This window comes from Acinetobacter gandensis, assembly GCF_001678755.1.
GTDB lineage: Bacteria > Pseudomonadota > Gammaproteobacteria > Pseudomonadales > Moraxellaceae > Acinetobacter > Acinetobacter gandensis.
Genome location: NZ_LZDS01000026.1, coordinates 1 through 16,694, shown reverse-complemented (window position 1 = coordinate 16,694; position 16,694 = coordinate 1). Strand labels below are relative to the sequence as shown.

Here is a 16,694-nt window from a genome sequence, read left to right as displayed (position 1 = left end):
AAAAGCCATATAAAAAATAAGGGAAAAGCACCTAGCAAGCTATTAAAAAGCTCTTTTCTTCAAATTAAAATTTAAGTGTGCTCTAAATGCTCGTCATTTGCGTTTTTTGGCGAGTTTTCCAGTTTGGTAGCACTTTGTTTAGGTAAGCATCCATACACCAAATTGGGCCAATGAGGAGGAATTGAAGATCTTTGAAGAAAGATGGCTTCTTGCCTTCTACTTTATGCCCGTAAAACTGCCCAATCCAGGCCAAAATGAATAAGCCAATATAAAATCCGTAGCCTACAGGTAAGACCCAAATTAGCCACACTAAAACCGATGTTAATACAGCCATAGCGACGGCAAGCACGATGTCTAAGCGCGCGTAAAAAATAAAGGCAAGTACTAAAAGAAGCGTTGTAAGTAAAACACTAAAATGTGCCAAGATGCCTACGATTGAAAAATAGATGGTTGGAACGCAAACCCAATGGATTAATTTATTAGTTTGGTTCTGATGGCTTTCACTATATTCATCAAACCATTCACTGATTGTTTTCATGACGATCCTTGATCATGGAAATATTGTTTAAAATATAAACCAGAACTCAGAATGCGTCAAAAATAGAGGAAACCGAAAATGGATATTCAAAATGTGAGGGGGATGAAGTGCTGGAAATAAAAAACCACGCTAAGCGTGGTTTTGTTAAATGCAGTCACTCATTTGGGATTATGAGTTTGGTCCGTCTACACGCTCGATGCTGACATTTGCTGTACCTGCACTAGTAATACCTAATTGCTTTGCAGCACCATAAGATAAATCTAGAACTCGGTTGCCATGGAATGGGCCACGGTCATTGACTTTCACAACGACACTTTTACCGTTATTGCGGTTGGTTACACGAATAAAGCAGTTGAGTGGCAAGCTACGGTGAGCAGCGGTTAATGCATTCATATCGAATGTTTCACCACTAGCAGTTTTACGGCCATGGAATTGACGACCGTACCATGACGCTGTACCTGTTTGGCTGAATTTACGCACAGTGTTAGACGCAACAGTATTTAACTTTTCAATCACTGAAGGCTCATCTTCAGGGATTTCGATTTTAGCAGCGATTGTTTCACGACGAATTTTATCGCCAGAACGCTCAGTGATTGAAAGGCTACTTAAATTAGTAAAATTTGAATTAAAGCTTTGAGCTTCTTTGTTTAATACACGTGCAGCTAGACGAGAATTATCATTGTCATGATTGAATGACGATGATTGAACCATCTCTGCTTGTGACTGACTTAGGGCTACTGTCGTGGCAACCGCTAAGGCATATTTAATAATCGATGACTGCATTGTTTATCTCCCAATGGCATATTTGTCTGATCCAACTAAGTCGCTGATATCCGTACAAACACGTCTGATATTTCACTTTTGCAACTACATTTAACGAGATGGATAATATTCATGCGCTAACAGGGCTGTCTAGTGTTTAATTAAAATACTTTGAAATTGTCTAAAAAAATAACACTTATTGATCATAAAATGATCAATATTGTAACATTGTATGTAATAAGCGCGAAATTTAGCCATTTTAATTAAAAAAAAGATTGACTTTTATATCTATTGGTAAATCACCAGTCTTATCGACTGGTAATTTCAGTGCCTAAAAGCCACAGCGCTGTCGCATACATACGGCTTTTATTGTAGGTAGTAATGACCTGAAAGTTAGGGTAGGTAATGTAATAAATTGGCCCATAACTATCTTGCAATTGAATGACATTGACTAAATCGAGGTCATCAATTTTTACCAATGGATTCATAGGGGTTACGCCTTGTGCCTTTAAAACACCGTACGGCGTTGGTTGATTTAAATCTTTGGCAATAATTGAATCTGGATTGTTACCTGAGTAGCGTGCGGCAAAGGCAATAGGTTGATTACGCTGCCAACCATAATTTGCAAGGTAGTTTGCAATTGAGCCAATGGCATCTACAGCTGAATTTCGAAGGTCAACATGACCGTTGCCGTCGTAATCCACACCAAATTTTGGAATGTTGCTTGGCATAAATTGAGGATATCCAACTGCACCTGCATAAGAACCCACAACAGAATTGGTTGGAACACCATCTTTATATGACCAAGCGATCAGTGCTGCGAGTTCATCTTGGAAATATTGCGCACGGCGTTCATAGCCGAAACCTAAAGTTGCAAGTGCATCACGGGTAATAAAGTTACCTTTATTGCTGCCATATCCTGTTTCAACACCTAAAATACCGAGAATTACAGATTGTGGTACGCCAAACTGTTGTTCTGCACGATTTAATGTATCTGCATATTGGTTTTTAAAACGCACACCACGTTGAATCGTACTCTCTGCTAAAAAGTTGGTTTTGTATTGATACCAAGGCTTTGATTCACCAGGGCGATTCATAATGTTAATAATGTTGGGCAAGTTTTTACTACCTTGCATGGCCCAGTCAACTTGACTCTCACTTAAACCATAGGTTTGCATGGTATTTTGTTTAAAGGCTGCATAGGCTGGATGAGACTGAAAGTCGTTGGCTTGACAGAAACTAGTCAGAGAAAGAGAACCGACAACAATGCCAATATGTGTAAGTTTTTTATAAAAATTTCGATTTAACATAAATAAAAAAATTCCAATTTCATTAGCGATGAGTATGAATGGCCATCACCAGGCCAAAAGCAGCCATTAAAGTAATGATGGCTGTGCCGCCATAGCTCATAAAAGGTAGAGGAATACCTGTTACGGGTAAGATACCACTGACCATGCCAGCATTCACAAATACATATACAAAAAAAGACAAACCTAGGCCGCCGGCAAGCAATCGACGATAGTTATGGAAACTATTTAAGCCAATTTGCAGAGTACGAAAGATGATAGCGAAATACAGAACAACTAAAATACAGATACCAATAAAACCAAATTCTTCAGAATAGGCCGCAATGATGAAATCTGTATGACCTTCGGGTAAAAAATGCAGATGTGATTGGCTGCCTTGTAAAAAGCCTTTTCCCGACATACCACCTGAGCCAATGGCCGTTTTAGATTGAATAATGTTCCAACCCGCACCTAAGGCATCTGCTTCAGGGTCAAATAAAGTCATGACACGTTTTTTCTGATAATCCTGTAGTAAAAACTCCCAAGTGAGAGGAATGAGTACAGCAACGGCACCGAGTGCACTTCCAATCATCCACCATGGTAAGCCACTAAGAAACAATACAAATATACCGCTTGCAAGGACTAAGGCAGATGTACCTAAGTCGGGTTGTTCTGCAATTAATAAGAAAGGTACACCCACTAATATCAGCGCAATAAAGATCTGTTTAAACTTTGGTGGGAGAGCATACTTGGATAGATACCATGCCATCATCATGGGCATGCCAATTTTCATAAATTCACTGGGTTGAACACTTGCAACACCGGGTATGCTTAGCCAACGCTGCGCACCCATACGCACTTCACCAACCAACATGACTGCAATTAGACAAAGTAAACCGAATACATAGAAAAAAGGGCTGAAAGTCTGATAAACCTTAGGTGGAATCTGAGCCAAACTAAACATGACAACCAAGCCAATGGCGAAACTTATACTCTGTCGAATGACCATGCTGATATTTTGACCAGACGCACTATATAAAGTCACTAAACCGAGTGCCGCATTTAAAATGATAAATGTGGTTAACCACGGATCGATATGCAAACGATTCCATATAGAAGGTTGCATCGCGGTACTTAAGCCATCTCGTGGTGCTTGACGCAAAAACTTATATTGTGAATCTAATGTCATAATAATAAGTATGTGGGGATTTTTTATAGGCGCATGCTAGCACAGTCTTGCACTAAAATAAGTCATATCAATATTTTGCAATAAAAAACCTAGCCGAGGCTAGGTTTTGAATACTGAGAAAGATTTAGTGATTAAACATCGAGTCGTGTGCTTGCGCTAAAGCCCCGAGTTCTTCTTTGGTCAGATTAGGGAAAATTTTATCAATAGCAATATGGATGGCTTTAATCACAGCTGAAGAACCAATATCTGCTGCTTTACGTTTAATCATGCCAAGATCTAAGGTCTTATTAAAGTCATTCATAAAATGGCGGACTGCTGCTTCGGCAAACTGTTTATAAAGTTCTGCGAAGGCAGCTTTATTTACATCAGTGCCTGCTTTGATTTCAGCATAGCTATTTTTGAGGTTAGTGATTAGCCCTGCATCGAGAGTAAGGCCAACGCGATGTGTGCCTGAACTATCTTTAAACAAACTTTTCTCAGAAAAATCGATGGATTGTTTTACCACATCGTTAGGTGACTTACCTAGGAGTTGTTTAAGTAAAACAGCAACTGTAGATTTCACATAGCCTGCAAGTTTTTCCGCTGTATCGCGTTTGTCGCTTGCAGGGAAAAGATGTACAGGTGCTAAAATCGTTGCACCAATGATTTCATCATTGATCAGCAATGCAGTTTTATCACGCAAAGGATAAAGGGGTTCACTTGAATTTTTTTTCTCGTGACCAGTCTGAATACTGCTTAAAAGTTCATCTGAAGGAATAAAACCAAAAAATGGCATCGCTAACCTCAATTTTTTTATTGTCGCGCCAATCGAATTGGGCGAGGCATCCATGTTAAATCCGATACACGACAAGGGTTGATGTCCAATCCACCACGGCGTGTATAGGTTGCATAAACCATCAGCTTACTTGGTTTAAGATTTTGCCAAATATCGGCAAACATTTGTTCCACACATTGTTCATGGAAACCATTATGCTGACGGTAAGAAATAATATAAGCCAAAATACTACGATAACAAGGCTTGCTTCCTTTATACCTTATAAATACCGTACCCCAATCAGGTTGACCCGTGACTGGACAGTTACTTCTTAATAAATGTGAATAAAACTGAACTTCAACTTCTTCATTGTTATTTTCATCTAATGCCAATAAGTTGGCGTTTGGATGATTTTCCAGTTTTGTTGGCTCTAAGTCATCAATACAGATACCTTCAGGCTTAGAAATTTCCACATCATCGACATGAAAAAGATCAATAGTCACGGGTGCATTGGCAGCAACAGATAAATCTTTTTCAACTGTTGCTTTGAAAGCATCACGTGATTCAAATTGAGTAAAGTTCATACTATTAAAGTAGAGCTTTAGTGATTTGGATTCGATTAAATTGTCTGAACTGGCTGGTAGTGTTAAACGACCAATTGCTACTTGTGGTACACCAGAAGCATTTAGCCATGAAATTTCAAAAACATGCCACCAGTCTTTACCTTGGCAAATGCCTTCCACATGGGCATATTGTTCACGTGCCGTAGCACGTGCGATAGGGAACAGAATATCGGGCTGATATGCTGTTGGGTAATTGGTGTCTTTACCTAAAAGGGATTGTTCTACACTCATTATTCACGCATTCCTGAACCACGAGAAAGTAAATGATATGCCACGCCATAGAGTACAGCGCAGCATGCAGTAATAACTGCCAGTGAAATGCCTACATTGACATCGCTATGGCCTAAAATACCGTAGCGGAATGCATTCACCATATACACGACAGGGTTGATTAAAGAGAGATTTTGCCAAAATGGACTCAATGACGAGATGGCATAGAAAACACCGCCTAAATAGGTTAGCGGTGTCAGGACGAAAGTCGGGATAATCGAAATATCGTCAAAAGATTTTGCATAGACAGCATTAATAAAGCCGCCCAGCGAAAATAATAAAGAAGTAATAAGAACTGTATATATAGTCACGAAAATATTGGTGATATGTAATTCAGTAAAAAATAGACTCATGGCAGTCACAATAATGCCGACCAATACACCACGACAAACGCCACCAATCACATAACCCCAAAGTACCATGTGTAGTGGTACGGGACTCATAATCAGTTCTTCAATGCTTTTTTGGAATTTTGCACTAAAGAAACTAGATGATACGTTGGCATAACTGTTAGTAATGACCGCCATCATAATCAGACCGGGAACAATAAATTGCATATAGGTGAAACCACCCATTTGACCAATACGTGAACCGACTAAATTACCAAAAATCACAAAGTACAAACTCATGGTGATGGCAGGCGGTAATAGCGTTTGTGGCCAGATTCGCATAAAGCGACGGATTTCTTTATAAACCAGTGTATAGAGGGCAATACAAAGTTGATTAAAATTCATTGTGCTGCACCTTCAAGATTTTTTTCCACCATACGAACAAATAATTCTTCAAGACGGTTCGATTTATTACGCATACTGCGTACTTGAATACCTTGAGATTCCATGAGTTGGAACAAATCATTCATGGTGTGGGCTTTATCCATGGTCACTTCTAAGGTCACAGGGTCAACCAAGTTAAAACGTACACCAATAATGTCAATATTGAGCGGTTGAATAGGCTCGGCCAAATCGAAGATAAAGGTTTCTTCATTTAATTGGCTTAAGAACCCTTTCATGGTGGTATCTTCTTTAATGACACCACGGTCAATAATCGCAATTCGACGACACAGCATTTCTGCTTCTTCTAAATAATGTGTCGTTAAAATAATAGATGTACCTTTGTCATTCATTTCAGTGAGGAAGTCCCACATAGAACGACGCAGTTCAATATCAACACCCGCTGTTGGCTCGTCCAAAATTAGAAGTTTCGGCTCATGCATCATGGCGCGCGCAATCATCAAACGGCGTTTCATCCCACCAGATAGCATGCGTGCTTGTGTACTGCGTTTGTCCCACAACCCTAGCTTTTCTAAATATTCTTCAGCACGCTTTTCTGCTAATTTTTTGGGAATGCCGTAATAACCAGCTTGAGTAACCAAAATATCAAAGGTCTTTTCAAACTGACCGAAGTTAAATTCTTGTGGTACGACACCTAAACATTGTTTGGCATGTGATGGATGAGTATCCAAATTGTGCCCAAAAATTTCGACAGTACCTGAAGTTTTACGCGTAAGAGAACTGATAATACTAATCGTGGTCGATTTACCTGCGCCATTTGGGCCTAAAAGTGCATAAAACTCACCTTCAGGTACAGTTAAATCAATACCTTTGAGTGCCTGAAACCCATTTTTATAGGTTTTTGACAACTGCGTTAACGTCAGTGCATCAGTCATAAATATCTCACGCTGTGAATAGTCTGAGTATTGTGCGATATCGGGCTGAATAAACCAAGTAAATCGTATGGAATTCTGCATTGCATAAACAGGATGCTGTACAAAGCTTAGGCAGAAAAATGACTGACTTATATATAGTTGCTTTACCTTGTAGTTTTTTTTGTTATGATGTGCCCACTCCAATGAAGCGCTCATAGCTCAACTGGATAGAGTACAGGTCTCCGAAGCCTGTGGCGTGGGTTCGAGTCCCGCTGAGCGCACCATTTTCCTTTCCTGTAAAGTCCCAATTCATCCTAAAAATATTGATAATAAAGAGTTTTGGCTTTAGTATTGTTCTATGATATCCAATGGTATCCTAGATCTACCGTAATTTTTAACGGTACTTTTTGCGGTACATGTTAATTCACTCTAAAAATATACCGTTAAAAATGGCTAAAACTGTTCTACCGCTTACTGATACGAAGATAAAATCAGCAATATCGCAACAAAAAAAGGTATTGGAAAAAAATATTAAACTTTCTGATGGAGATGGTCTTTATCTTTTATTGGATAAAAAAGGTGGTACATATTGGAGATTGGATTATGTAAGACCAATTTCTAAAAAAAGATCAACGCTAGCCTTGGGAGTCTATCCTGAAGTCACTCTTGCAGATGCCAGAGTGAAGCGAGCAGAGCTTAGAAAATTAATTGCTCAGAATATTGATCCTGGTGAAATAAAAATTAAAGAAAAGGAACGAGCCTTATTTGTTGCAGACAATACCTTTAAATTTATTGCAGAAGAGTTCAGAAAAACTGAAGAGCTCGAACCAAGCACGCAAAAACGAAATGCATTTGTTTGGGAGAAACTTTATTTATCGATTGGAGATTATCCAATCAGTGAAATTACTGCAGCCCAAATTTTAGATGCTTGTAGACTCTATGAAAAACAAGGTAAAACTGACTCTGCTCGACGTATGCGTAGCAAAGCTTCACAGGTCTATCGCTATGCAATTGCTCTAGGGTTATGTCAATTCAATATAGCTGATCAAATTAGCGGTATCTTAAAAACTGGCACGAAAACACATAGAGCGGCAATAACAGATTCAGAAAAGCTTGGTCAGCTTCTAACAAATATTGATGAGAATTTTGGGCGTGGAGAAATCACAGTAGATTATGCAGTTAAAATTTTACCTCATGTCTTTGTTAGACCTGGAGAGCTTAGATCAGCCAAGTGGGCAGATATAGATTTTGAAAAAAGATTATGGTCGTACACTCCTCCTAAAACCAAGAACCAAACAGCACTTCAGCATATTGTTCCTTTATCTAATCAAGTTTATGGCTTACTTAAGGAGTTATATCGAATCACTGGAAATAGTGAATACTGTTTCGTATCGATGAGGAATTCTAACCAAGTAATCAGTGATTCAACTATTAATAAGCGTCTTAAGCAATATGGATTTGAGAATGGTGAAACTACTGGTCATGGCTTTCGAGCGACGGCGCGAACGCTGTTAGATGAAGTACTGAAATTTCCAATTGAGAGGATTGAACAGCAGCTTGCACATCAGGTTCGTGATATGCATGGTAGAGCCTATAACCGAACAAAATATTTAGAAGAGCGCATAGTGATGATGCAAGTTTGGTCGGATTATTTGGATAAATTGAAGATCAGAGTCTGTTAATAATTAGGGTTCTTGAAGTACTGCCAAATGTCTTTGACAATCAATACACTATGCTGGACTCAATCATTGTGTGTGCTCATCAACACAGTGCCGGAAAAAATCAGACGATCAGTCGCAGTCAAGGTGGCTTAAGCACCAAAATTTATGCCATGTGTTGTTGGATCGGCTTTGTTGCACAAACCTATTCATGACGGCTTATTCAGCAATATAATGCTCAAATGAATAAGCCCACACTTAGAACCTATCGTACAAGCAATTGGTCCACTTACAATAAAGCCTTGATCAGTCGAGGAAACATATCAATTTGGTTTGATTCAGCCACCCAATGGTATGCTCCGTCCTTCGGTAAACACGGGCGAAATCAAACCTATTCAGATACAGCGATTCAATGCTGTTTAATGATCAAATCACTTTTTCATCTTTCTTTACGAATGGTCACAGGCTTTGTTCAAAGTCTGATTAAACTCTCTGATTTAAATTGGACGGCACCAGATTATTCGACCATATGCAGAAGACAAAAGCATATTGATATTGCGATTAGCTATCAAAAAAGTTGTGATGGACTATATCTACTCGTTGACTCTACTGGCTTGAAGTTTTTAGGTGAAGGTGAATGGAAACATAAGAAGCATCAGCCTGAATATCGACGACAATGGCGTAAACTCCACATAGGTATAGATGGTGAAACACTGCAAATACGTGCAGTTCAGCTCACAATAAATAATGTCAGTGACTCATAGGTTCTTGGTGATTTACTTGATCAAATTCCACAAGATGAGCGGATTGACTCCGTTTATACTGATGGCGCTTATGACACTAAGCAATGCCGTCAGGTCATTGCAGATCGGCAAGCACATGCTGTCATTCCGCCAAGAAAAAATGCAAAACCTTAGAAAGATCAAAAAACAGGATCTTTAGAAAGAAATGAATTATTAAAAACATTCAAACGTCTAGGTAGAGCCGTTTGGAAAAAGTGGTCTGGTTATCATCGCCGAAGTTTGGTCGAAACCAAGATACATTGCATAAAATTATTAGGGGATAAACTCAGTTCGAGAAACTTTCAAAGCCAAGTCAATGAGATTCACGCTCGCGTAGCCGTATTAAATAAATTTACAGAATCAGGCCGACCGCATACTCAAGTTTTCACTTAAATTTGTCTGGATTGGGAGAGGTATAGCCTCCGTATCTTTGTGCAAAAAAGCCATTCTTTATAAGAAAAATTTATTGTTTTAATTTTTTCTTGACACTCTGTTGGGATTGTATAAAAATCACACTTAACTAAACGGTGTCGTTTAGTTAAGTGTGATAAATGAATTAACTTAATACTAATAATTTTTAAATGGATATTTCATTATTTTGGATGGTTTATACCACACATAAATAGTTTTATTTTTTAAAGTGATTAGTATCACTGTTATTAAACAATCTCAGTATAGAAATAAGGATTTTTCTATGAAGTCATCTTTTAAAGTTTTGTATCTATTAAACATTATAACTTGCACAAGTATGTCTTATGCTGCAATCCCGAGTGTAACGTTACCTAATGGCATTAATTTAGGAGCAACCAGTTTTTATGATGGGTTTGGAGGTAAACCTAATGATTCTATTTGGCAAACCTATATTGGCTATTCAAATGCAGGCAACTTGAAAGATAGTCACGGGAATAATGCTTTACCAGGAAAATCTTCTTTAAAAACAACAGTAATAAACAATCAATATGTTTATATGTTTGATACTCAAAAGACAATACTTGGAGGTCATCCAGGTTTAGATTTAATTGTTCCATTTATACATTTAGATGCAGATATGAATGGTCCTGTTCAACTTAAAGATAAGCCTTTTGGTATGGGAGACCCAACGATTGGGATAGATATTCAACATGATCCAATTTATTTTAAAAACAATCCAATATTTTCTGATCGTCTAGGTGTTGGTATTACAATTCCTGTTGGTGAATATGACAAAAATAAAGATATAAACCCAGGCGCAAATTTTTCATCTATATTTTTATATGCTGCAATGACATTTAATTTTAACGAAAATATTTCCCTTAGCTTAAGGCCATATTATTACTATAATTTTAAAAATACTTCACCATCAAGTAGCATACCACTTGATGATAATATTAGAAATACGCAATCAGGTCAATTTTTAACTACTAATTATAATCTAGGATATAAGATGGGGGAGCATCTTACCTTAGGTATAAATGGATATTATCTTCATCAATTAACAAAGGATAAAATTAATAACGAAACTATAGATAATTCAAAAGAAAATGTTTTTGCAATTGGGCCAGCTTTTATGCTTGATTATGGTAATAATAAATTTTATGTAACATCCCATAAAGAATCTAAAGTTGAGAATAGATTTGAAAATTCTGAAAATGTTATATTTAGATGGTTATATTTGTTTTAATGTTAAATTTGCCTGATGATTTTATCAGGCAAATTTAATTTATATTGAATGATTGTGATGCAAAGCTATGATTTATTAATTTTTAAAGTGAAATTCAGCTTAATTATTATTAACTTTAATGATATGGCTCAAGGAAAATGCTGCTAAAAAAAATTTAACAGCATTTTCTACAGAATTTTTACACTTATTTGATGTAGGTGCATCATCTAACCCCCAAAGTTGACGTTCAACAAGTTCAGCATCACACATTGCTTTGAAGTATATGCCTGCCTGCTGTACATCTGCTATATCTATTATTTTTTTATTAATGAATATTTGCAATGTTTTACATATTGAAAGATGTATGTTGCGTGGCCCATTTTCATAAAAAATTCGAGTTAATTCAGGCTGCCGACCTGATTCACTAATAATTAATCGATTTACTGCAATGATATCTGGACGTGTCATTAATTCTAAATATGCCATTCCTAAGCGATGTAATGCTTCAACAAGATTTTCTGTTTTATTTGCAAATGCAAAAGATTCACGCGCACCAATGGCAGCTTCATTAACAACTGCTTCAAATAAAGACTCTTTGCTTGGGAAATAGCTATATAAAGTTGCTTTCGAAGCACCAGCCTCCGTTGCTATTGCTTCCATGGATGTGCTTCCAATTCCTTGTTTTATAAATAAATCTTTTGCAGTTTTCACAAACAAGAGTTCTTTATCCTTAGTTTTTTTTCGCATATCGTAATGATCCAATTAATTTTGATTTGGTAAATTAATTCAAAAAATAGACTACATTTATGTCCAAATTAAGCTTGACATTAATTAATAGGTGTATAAAAATCACCTTTAACTAAACGGTTTCGTTTAGTTAAAGGTGGCGCGTGTGATTGCATCATATATGTTGGTATCTCAAAAATGTTAAGCAATTCTCCCGTAATATTTAATATGGGTAGCATTTTATAGATGTTGCTCATTTGCCAAAGTAATTAAATGGAAGAATGAAAAAATGATTTTTTCATTCTAAATATGATTTTTATGATATCAAAATCTTACGAAATTTAGGCATGTAAATTATTGAGTCAATTTCTACTATGCATAATAAATAGTAACTAAGAAATTAAATATTAAAACACAAAAAATGAGTTTTCCTAAATTGTGTTTTTAATATTTTCTAGATATCAATAAATATAGGAAATACTTCTATGAATAGTTCGCCAAAAAAATGGATTAGGGCTGAAATTGAGACACTAGATCCAGAAAAAGATTATGTGAGAATCTGGCAACTTGCGACTTGTTATGATTCCAGTGAATTTATGTCTAATTTGATGTATGCCTTAACATTTCCTAATTTTGTTGTTACGGAATGGGGGGCAGAAGTTGTCTGGCGAGATAAAGGTGGGAAAGTTGTAGAACGGGCTAACTCTCGGGTAGAACAAACTCAAAGCACAAATGCTTTATGGTGGTGGTATGGCCCTCATGATGAACGCACAAAAAAATCTGTGGAAGGAATTAATAACTTGCATGCATTTTGGGCTAAGAAATATCCTGGAAACTTTTCATATCAAGAAGACTATATTTATGTTTGTGCTTTCTCAGCGATATTAGGTCATCGCTTTCGACTTCGCCTAGGATTACCTGGAGTCTCGGAAAATGAAAAAATAGCTTCTCATAAATTTTGGGGGGAAATGTGCAAGTTATTTCGAGCGGAAAATAATATACCAGTAGAGGGATACCCAGAAGATTTTGAAGGTTGCATTCGCTTTTGTGAAGACCTCGAAAATACGCCAAGACCTCAGCCTGAACAAGGGAATTTAATTGCATCAGCAATTTATGAACAATTTGTTCAACGTCATTTCCCTGAAGAATTACATTGGTTAGGTCATCAATTAATTCGTAGCCTTGCTTTACCGTCGACTTTGAAAACAATGCAAATTGATCCTCCTTTACCAATGGCGCAAGAAATCCTTCCTAAAATGCTTGCCTTTATCCTTTGGCATAAAGATACATTTGAGGATGATCCTCCGCGTAGTTTTATTGAAATGCGCGAAGAGATGAGTGACGAGCAACGAAATACTTTTAAACAGAAAATTCGTGATTTGGATAAAAAATTTCCTGCACAGTTTTCGGCTCTATACAAAGATGATCCAAAATTTACAGGCTGCCCATTTCATTCAGCTTTACCAAAATATGAAGGTGAAAATGAATTTAAACCTGATGACCAAATAGAGAAAATTGAATCAACTGTCGCTGGTAAGGTCGGATTGGAAAGTGCCAATTAAACTATTTGAAACTTTTAATTGATAATTAATGTTTCATTGTTATCTGATGGTGAGACAGAGTATTACTTTTATTTAACAGGATGTTAGGAAATTATTATGTCATTAATCACTCAATCGATTTGGAATGGAAAATTATTTAATGGTACTTGGTTTGATACAGAAAATCATTATAGCGTTGAAGAAGTTGCAACGGGTGAAACGCTTGGTAAAATTGGATATGCAGATAAATACAATGTTATTGAAGCAGGGAAGCAAGCCCAAAAAGCGCAAAAGGATTGGTGGGCTCTAAGCTATCAAGAACGGCAAACTGTATTTGAACGAGCTGTAGAAATTGTAGTTGAACATCAGGCTGAATTAGTAGAGTGGATTGTCAAAGAAAGCGGTTCTATTGGTTTGAAAGCTAATTTTGAAGTTAATATTGCCTTACAGGTTTTAAAAAATTGCGTTGCTTTGCCAAGCATGGATCAAGGAACCGTTCTCCCAACTTCGAATGGAAAGGTTAGTATTGCCAAACGTCTTCCATTAGGTGTGGTAGGCGTAATTTCTCCATTTAATTTTCCATTATATTTAGCTATACGTGCTGTTGCACCAGCCTTGGCTTTTGGTAATGCTGTCATCCTTAAACCGGATGAGCGCACTGCAGTATGCAGTGGTTATGCTATTGCAAGAATTTTTGAACTTGCTGGTTTGCCTAAGGGGTTACTGCATGTTTTACCTGGCAATGCTGAAACTGGAGAGGCTATAACCATTGATCCTAATATAAATAGTATTCAATTTACTGGTTCAACAGCAGTAGGCCGTACTATTGGTGCAAATGCAGGTAAAACTTTAAAAAAAGTATCACTTGAGTTAGGTGGTAAAAACTCACTTATAATTTTGGAAGATGCTAATATTGAATTAGCTGCTAAAAATATTGTTTGGGGTGCATTTCTTCATTCGGGACAAATTTGTATGACATCAGGAAAGATACTGATTCATCAGAATATCTATACAGAATTGAAAAATAAGGTTGTTGAGAAAGTTAAGGAATTTGTTGTAGGTAACCCAACCCAAGAAAATGTAACAATTGGGCCATTAATAAATGAAAAGCAAAGCCTGCGAGTTAAACAATTAGTTAATGATGCAATAGAGCATGGAGCAATACTAGAAATTGGTGGAAACTCTAAAGGCGCCTTTTTTGAGCCAAGCGTATTATCTGCAGTCAAACAAGATAATCCTATTTTTAGTGAAGAAATTTTTGGTCCAGTAGCTGTATTAATTCCATTTTCAACAGACCAAGAAGCTATAGATTTAGCAAATATGGGGGATTATGGGCTATCGGCAGGTATTATTACCTCTAATGTTGGTCGCGGTATGAAATTAGGGCAACAGCTAAAAGTTGGTCTATTGCATATAAATGATCAAACTGTGAGTGATGAAACTTTAAATCCATTTGGCGGGTATGGTTCATCTGGAAATAGTACACGCATTGGCGGTCCAGCGAATGCAGATGAATTTACTCAATGGCAGTGGATGACTATACAAGCAGAAGCTCCAAACTATCAATTTTAAATGCTGTACTAGCTCAAACCTGATCTGACAGTTACCGATATTTGCTTAAGACTGTCAGGTTAAATTTGAGCTAAATTCTTTTCAGCCCAAATACATTTTCCATCAAGTAATGTAGCAAATGGTGTTCTGCCATTGCACACCTTACCCTGATGGGTTCGTTCAGTATTATAGAATTTCAGCTAACCGTCTAGATCAAGCTGTAACTCTTCTAATGAGCTATAGAGTTTCTTTCTAAAAGTAATCTGATAAAACTCCTGCAAGATCGTCTTATGGAAGCGCTCGCAGATCCCATTTGTTTGTGGTGAGGCTGCTTTCGTTTTAGTGTGATCAATATCATTCAGAGCCAAATAAAGCTCATAATCGTGATGTTCAACTTTACCGCAATATTCGGTGCCTCTGTCGGTCAAAATGCGAAGCATTGGCAATTCTTGTGACTCATAGAATGGTAACACGCGGTCATTCAATAAATCTGCGGCTGTGATTGGCATCTTGGTTGTGTACAGCTTGCAGTGAACCACTTTGCTATAAGTATCAATAATAAGTTTTTGATTTAAATTACAAATATAATTTTACTTGTCCAATCCATCATTGGACGACACTTTGATAGCAATAATCGGCCCAATCAGTCATTAAACTTTTACGTTTCTCTAAATACGCACCACGTAAGTATGCAGCTTCAACTTCATCAGGTAGCTTGTGTGCAAGAACATGCTCACAAACTTCACGAGGGTAAATCGTTTTATCGGCCGACCAATCACGGAAAGTTGATCTAAAACCATGTGTTGTAACCACGCGATTTTGTTTTGGATCAATATAGCCTAAGCGATCTTCTTTTAGCTTCTGTTCATGCATCCGTTTGATTAGTGTAGTCAAAGACATATCAGAAAGCATTTGTCCATTGCGCGGAGCAGGGAAAATGAAGTCTTGTAGCTGAGTATATGGTTGAATTGATTCTAATAAAGCGATTGCTTCTTGAGATAAAGGCACACGATGTTCCTTTTCTGCTTTCATCCGCTCTTTAGGAATAATCCAGACCTTATTCTTAAAATCGATTTCCTGCCATTTAGCTCCAAAAACCTCACCAGACCGACAGGCAGTTAAAATTGCAAATTCCAGAGCTTTAGGTGAAATTCCTTTTTTCTGTCTCAGGTGCTGAATAAACTCAGCTACCTGTTCATAAGGTAATGATGGGTGAGGGCGTGATTCCTGCTTTAAGTTACCCAAGATTGGTTCAAGATTGCCTTTCCATTCAGCAGGATTATCACCAACAAAATATCCCATGGCCTTAGCATAATCAAAAATGGTTTCTATACGACCACGAATACGTTTAGCTGTTTCGTTCTTCTCAGTCCAGATAGGTCTAAGAACTTCGGCAATATCGACTTTAGTAATTGTACCAATACTGATATCACCTAGAGTTGGGTAGATACAGATTTCTAATGTAGATGTCCATTGTCCAATATGCTTTTCATTTTTCAGTTCACGGGTTTTATTGGTAATAACGACTTTTGCACACTCAGGGGCTTTGTTGCACAAACCTATCTGTAAAGGCTTTTTCAGCGATATAATTTTCAAATGAAGAAGCCTGCACACAAAATCTACCGCACAACCAATTGGCCCGCATATAACCGAGCACTTATGAGTCGCGGAAATATTGCCATTTGGTTTGATCCTGCTACGCAATGGTATGCGCCATCAAAAGGCAAACA

At 37.3% G+C, this 16,694-nt stretch carries 13 protein-coding genes, 1 tRNA gene and 4 pseudogenes; 7 read left to right on the top strand and 11 right to left on the bottom strand.

Going from position 1 to position 16,694, the window contains the following annotated elements; translation table 11 throughout:
• Positions 1 to 82: 82 nt before the first annotated feature.
• The 8 genes from A9J31_RS10065 to A9J31_RS10030 form a co-directional block, all read right to left on the bottom strand.
• Entirely contained in the window at positions 83 to 538 is a 456-nt protein-coding gene (locus A9J31_RS10065; RefSeq protein ID WP_067765090.1) for an Mpo1 family 2-hydroxy fatty acid dioxygenase, read from the bottom strand.
• Between the two features lie 168 nt (positions 539 to 706).
• Positions 707 to 1,321: a septal ring lytic transglycosylase RlpA family protein gene (locus A9J31_RS10060; RefSeq protein WP_067765087.1), complete on the bottom strand. Its 615-nt coding sequence runs from the start codon at positions 1,319 to 1,321 to the stop codon at positions 707 to 709.
• A gap of 287 nt (positions 1,322 to 1,608) precedes the next feature.
• Positions 1,609 to 2,610 (bottom strand): lytic murein transglycosylase B, encoded by a 1,002-nt coding sequence (mltB, locus tag A9J31_RS10055; RefSeq protein ID WP_067765084.1) that lies wholly within the window; start codon positions 2,608 to 2,610, stop codon positions 1,609 to 1,611.
• A 22-nt stretch (positions 2,611 to 2,632) separates the two neighbouring features.
• Complete coding sequence (gene rodA, locus A9J31_RS10050) at positions 2,633 to 3,775, bottom strand: rod shape-determining protein RodA (RefSeq protein ID WP_067765081.1); 1,143 nt, start codon at positions 3,773 to 3,775, stop codon at positions 2,633 to 2,635.
• 124 nt (positions 3,776 to 3,899) lie between these two features.
• On the bottom strand, positions 3,900 to 4,550 hold the full coding sequence (locus A9J31_RS10045; protein WP_067765078.1) for a hypothetical protein: 651 nt from the start codon (positions 4,548 to 4,550) through the stop codon (positions 3,900 to 3,902).
• 17 nt (positions 4,551 to 4,567) lie between these two features.
• On the bottom strand, positions 4,568 to 5,383 hold the full coding sequence (gene queF / locus A9J31_RS10040) for an NADPH-dependent 7-cyano-7-deazaguanine reductase QueF (protein ID WP_067765075.1): 816 nt from the start codon (positions 5,381 to 5,383) through the stop codon (positions 4,568 to 4,570).
• On the bottom strand, positions 5,383 to 6,156 hold the full coding sequence (locus A9J31_RS10035; RefSeq protein WP_067765072.1) for an ABC transporter permease: 774 nt from the start codon (positions 6,154 to 6,156) through the stop codon (positions 5,383 to 5,385). The genes queF and A9J31_RS10035 overlap by 1 nt, the downstream gene beginning before the upstream one ends.
• Positions 6,153 to 7,088: an ABC transporter ATP-binding protein gene (locus A9J31_RS10030; protein ID WP_067765069.1), complete on the bottom strand. Its 936-nt coding sequence runs from the start codon at positions 7,086 to 7,088 to the stop codon at positions 6,153 to 6,155. The genes A9J31_RS10035 and A9J31_RS10030 overlap by 4 nt, the downstream gene beginning before the upstream one ends.
• Before the next feature lie 187 nt (positions 7,089 to 7,275).
• On the opposite strand from A9J31_RS10030, the gene A9J31_RS10025 reads away from it, so the two are divergent.
• From A9J31_RS10025 to A9J31_RS10010, 4 genes and pseudogenes are all read left to right on the top strand, one after another.
• Positions 7,276 to 7,351 (top strand) — tRNA-Arg (locus A9J31_RS10025).
• Positions 7,352 to 7,516: 165 nt separating this feature from the next.
• Positions 7,517 to 8,749: a tyrosine-type recombinase/integrase gene (locus A9J31_RS10020; protein WP_067765741.1), complete on the top strand. Its 1,233-nt coding sequence runs from the start codon at positions 7,517 to 7,519 to the stop codon at positions 8,747 to 8,749.
• Positions 8,750 to 8,967: 218 nt separating this feature from the next.
• A pseudogene (locus A9J31_RS10015) lies at positions 8,968 to 9,900 on the top strand (IS5 family transposase).
• A 301-nt stretch (positions 9,901 to 10,201) separates the two neighbouring features.
• Complete coding sequence (locus A9J31_RS10010) at positions 10,202 to 11,167, top strand: SphA family protein (RefSeq protein ID WP_067765066.1); 966 nt, start codon at positions 10,202 to 10,204, stop codon at positions 11,165 to 11,167.
• 99 nt (positions 11,168 to 11,266) lie between these two features.
• Here the strand turns inward: A9J31_RS10010 and A9J31_RS10005 are convergent, their stop codons facing one another.
• Complete coding sequence (locus A9J31_RS10005) at positions 11,267 to 11,893, bottom strand: TetR/AcrR family transcriptional regulator (protein WP_067765063.1); 627 nt, start codon at positions 11,891 to 11,893, stop codon at positions 11,267 to 11,269.
• A 464-nt stretch (positions 11,894 to 12,357) separates the two neighbouring features.
• Between A9J31_RS10005 and A9J31_RS10000 the strand changes: the two genes are divergently transcribed.
• Together A9J31_RS10000 and A9J31_RS09995 are read left to right on the top strand one after the other, a co-directional pair.
• Complete coding sequence (locus tag A9J31_RS10000) at positions 12,358 to 13,434, top strand: hypothetical protein (RefSeq protein ID WP_067765060.1); 1,077 nt, start codon at positions 12,358 to 12,360, stop codon at positions 13,432 to 13,434.
• 96 nt (positions 13,435 to 13,530) lie between these two features.
• Positions 13,531 to 14,985: a benzaldehyde dehydrogenase gene (locus A9J31_RS09995; protein ID WP_067765056.1), complete on the top strand. Its 1,455-nt coding sequence runs from the start codon at positions 13,531 to 13,533 to the stop codon at positions 14,983 to 14,985.
• Positions 14,986 to 15,044: 59 nt separating this feature from the next.
• Here A9J31_RS09995 and A9J31_RS09990 read toward each other — a convergent pair.
• Positions 15,045 to 15,533, bottom strand: a pseudogene (locus A9J31_RS09990) (integrase core domain-containing protein); the annotation flags it as partial.
• 37 nt (positions 15,534 to 15,570) lie between these two features.
• Positions 15,571 to 16,503: pseudogene (locus A9J31_RS09985) on the bottom strand (tyrosine-type recombinase/integrase); the annotation flags it as partial.
• Positions 16,504 to 16,560: 57 nt separating this feature from the next.
• On the opposite strand from A9J31_RS09985, the pseudogene A9J31_RS15610 reads away from it, so the two are divergent.
• A pseudogene (locus A9J31_RS15610) lies at positions 16,561 to 16,694 on the top strand (IS5/IS1182 family transposase); the annotation flags it as partial.

Coding starts and splice junctions, on each gene's coding strand:
- A9J31_RS10020 (WP_067765741.1), top strand. CDS start 7,517: ATGGCTAAAACTGTTCTACCGCTTACTGATACGAAGATAAAATCAGCA.
- A9J31_RS10010 (WP_067765066.1), top strand. CDS start 10,202: ATGAAGTCATCTTTTAAAGTTTTGTATCTATTAAACATTATAACTTGC.
- A9J31_RS09995 (WP_067765056.1), top strand. CDS start 13,531: ATGTCATTAATCACTCAATCGATTTGGAATGGAAAATTATTTAATGGT.
- A9J31_RS10060 (WP_067765087.1), bottom strand. CDS start 1,321: ATGCAGTCATCGATTATTAAATATGCCTTAGCGGTTGCCACGACAGTA.
- A9J31_RS10005 (WP_067765063.1), bottom strand. CDS start 11,893: ATGCGAAAAAAAACTAAGGATAAAGAACTCTTGTTTGTGAAAACTGCA.
- queF (WP_067765075.1), bottom strand. CDS start 5,383: ATGAGTGTAGAACAATCCCTTTTAGGTAAAGACACCAATTACCCAACA.
- A9J31_RS10045 (WP_067765078.1), bottom strand. CDS start 4,550: ATGCCATTTTTTGGTTTTATTCCTTCAGATGAACTTTTAAGCAGTATT.
- A9J31_RS10000 (WP_067765060.1), top strand. CDS start 12,358: ATGAATAGTTCGCCAAAAAAATGGATTAGGGCTGAAATTGAGACACTA.
- A9J31_RS10035 (WP_067765072.1), bottom strand. CDS start 6,156: ATGAATTTTAATCAACTTTGTATTGCCCTCTATACACTGGTTTATAAA.
- A9J31_RS10065 (WP_067765090.1), bottom strand. CDS start 538: ATGAAAACAATCAGTGAATGGTTTGATGAATATAGTGAAAGCCATCAG.
- mltB (WP_067765084.1), bottom strand. CDS start 2,610: ATGTTAAATCGAAATTTTTATAAAAAACTTACACATATTGGCATTGTT.
- rodA (WP_067765081.1), bottom strand. CDS start 3,775: ATGACATTAGATTCACAATATAAGTTTTTGCGTCAAGCACCACGAGAT.
- A9J31_RS10030 (WP_067765069.1), bottom strand. CDS start 7,088: ATGACTGATGCACTGACGTTAACGCAGTTGTCAAAAACCTATAAAAAT.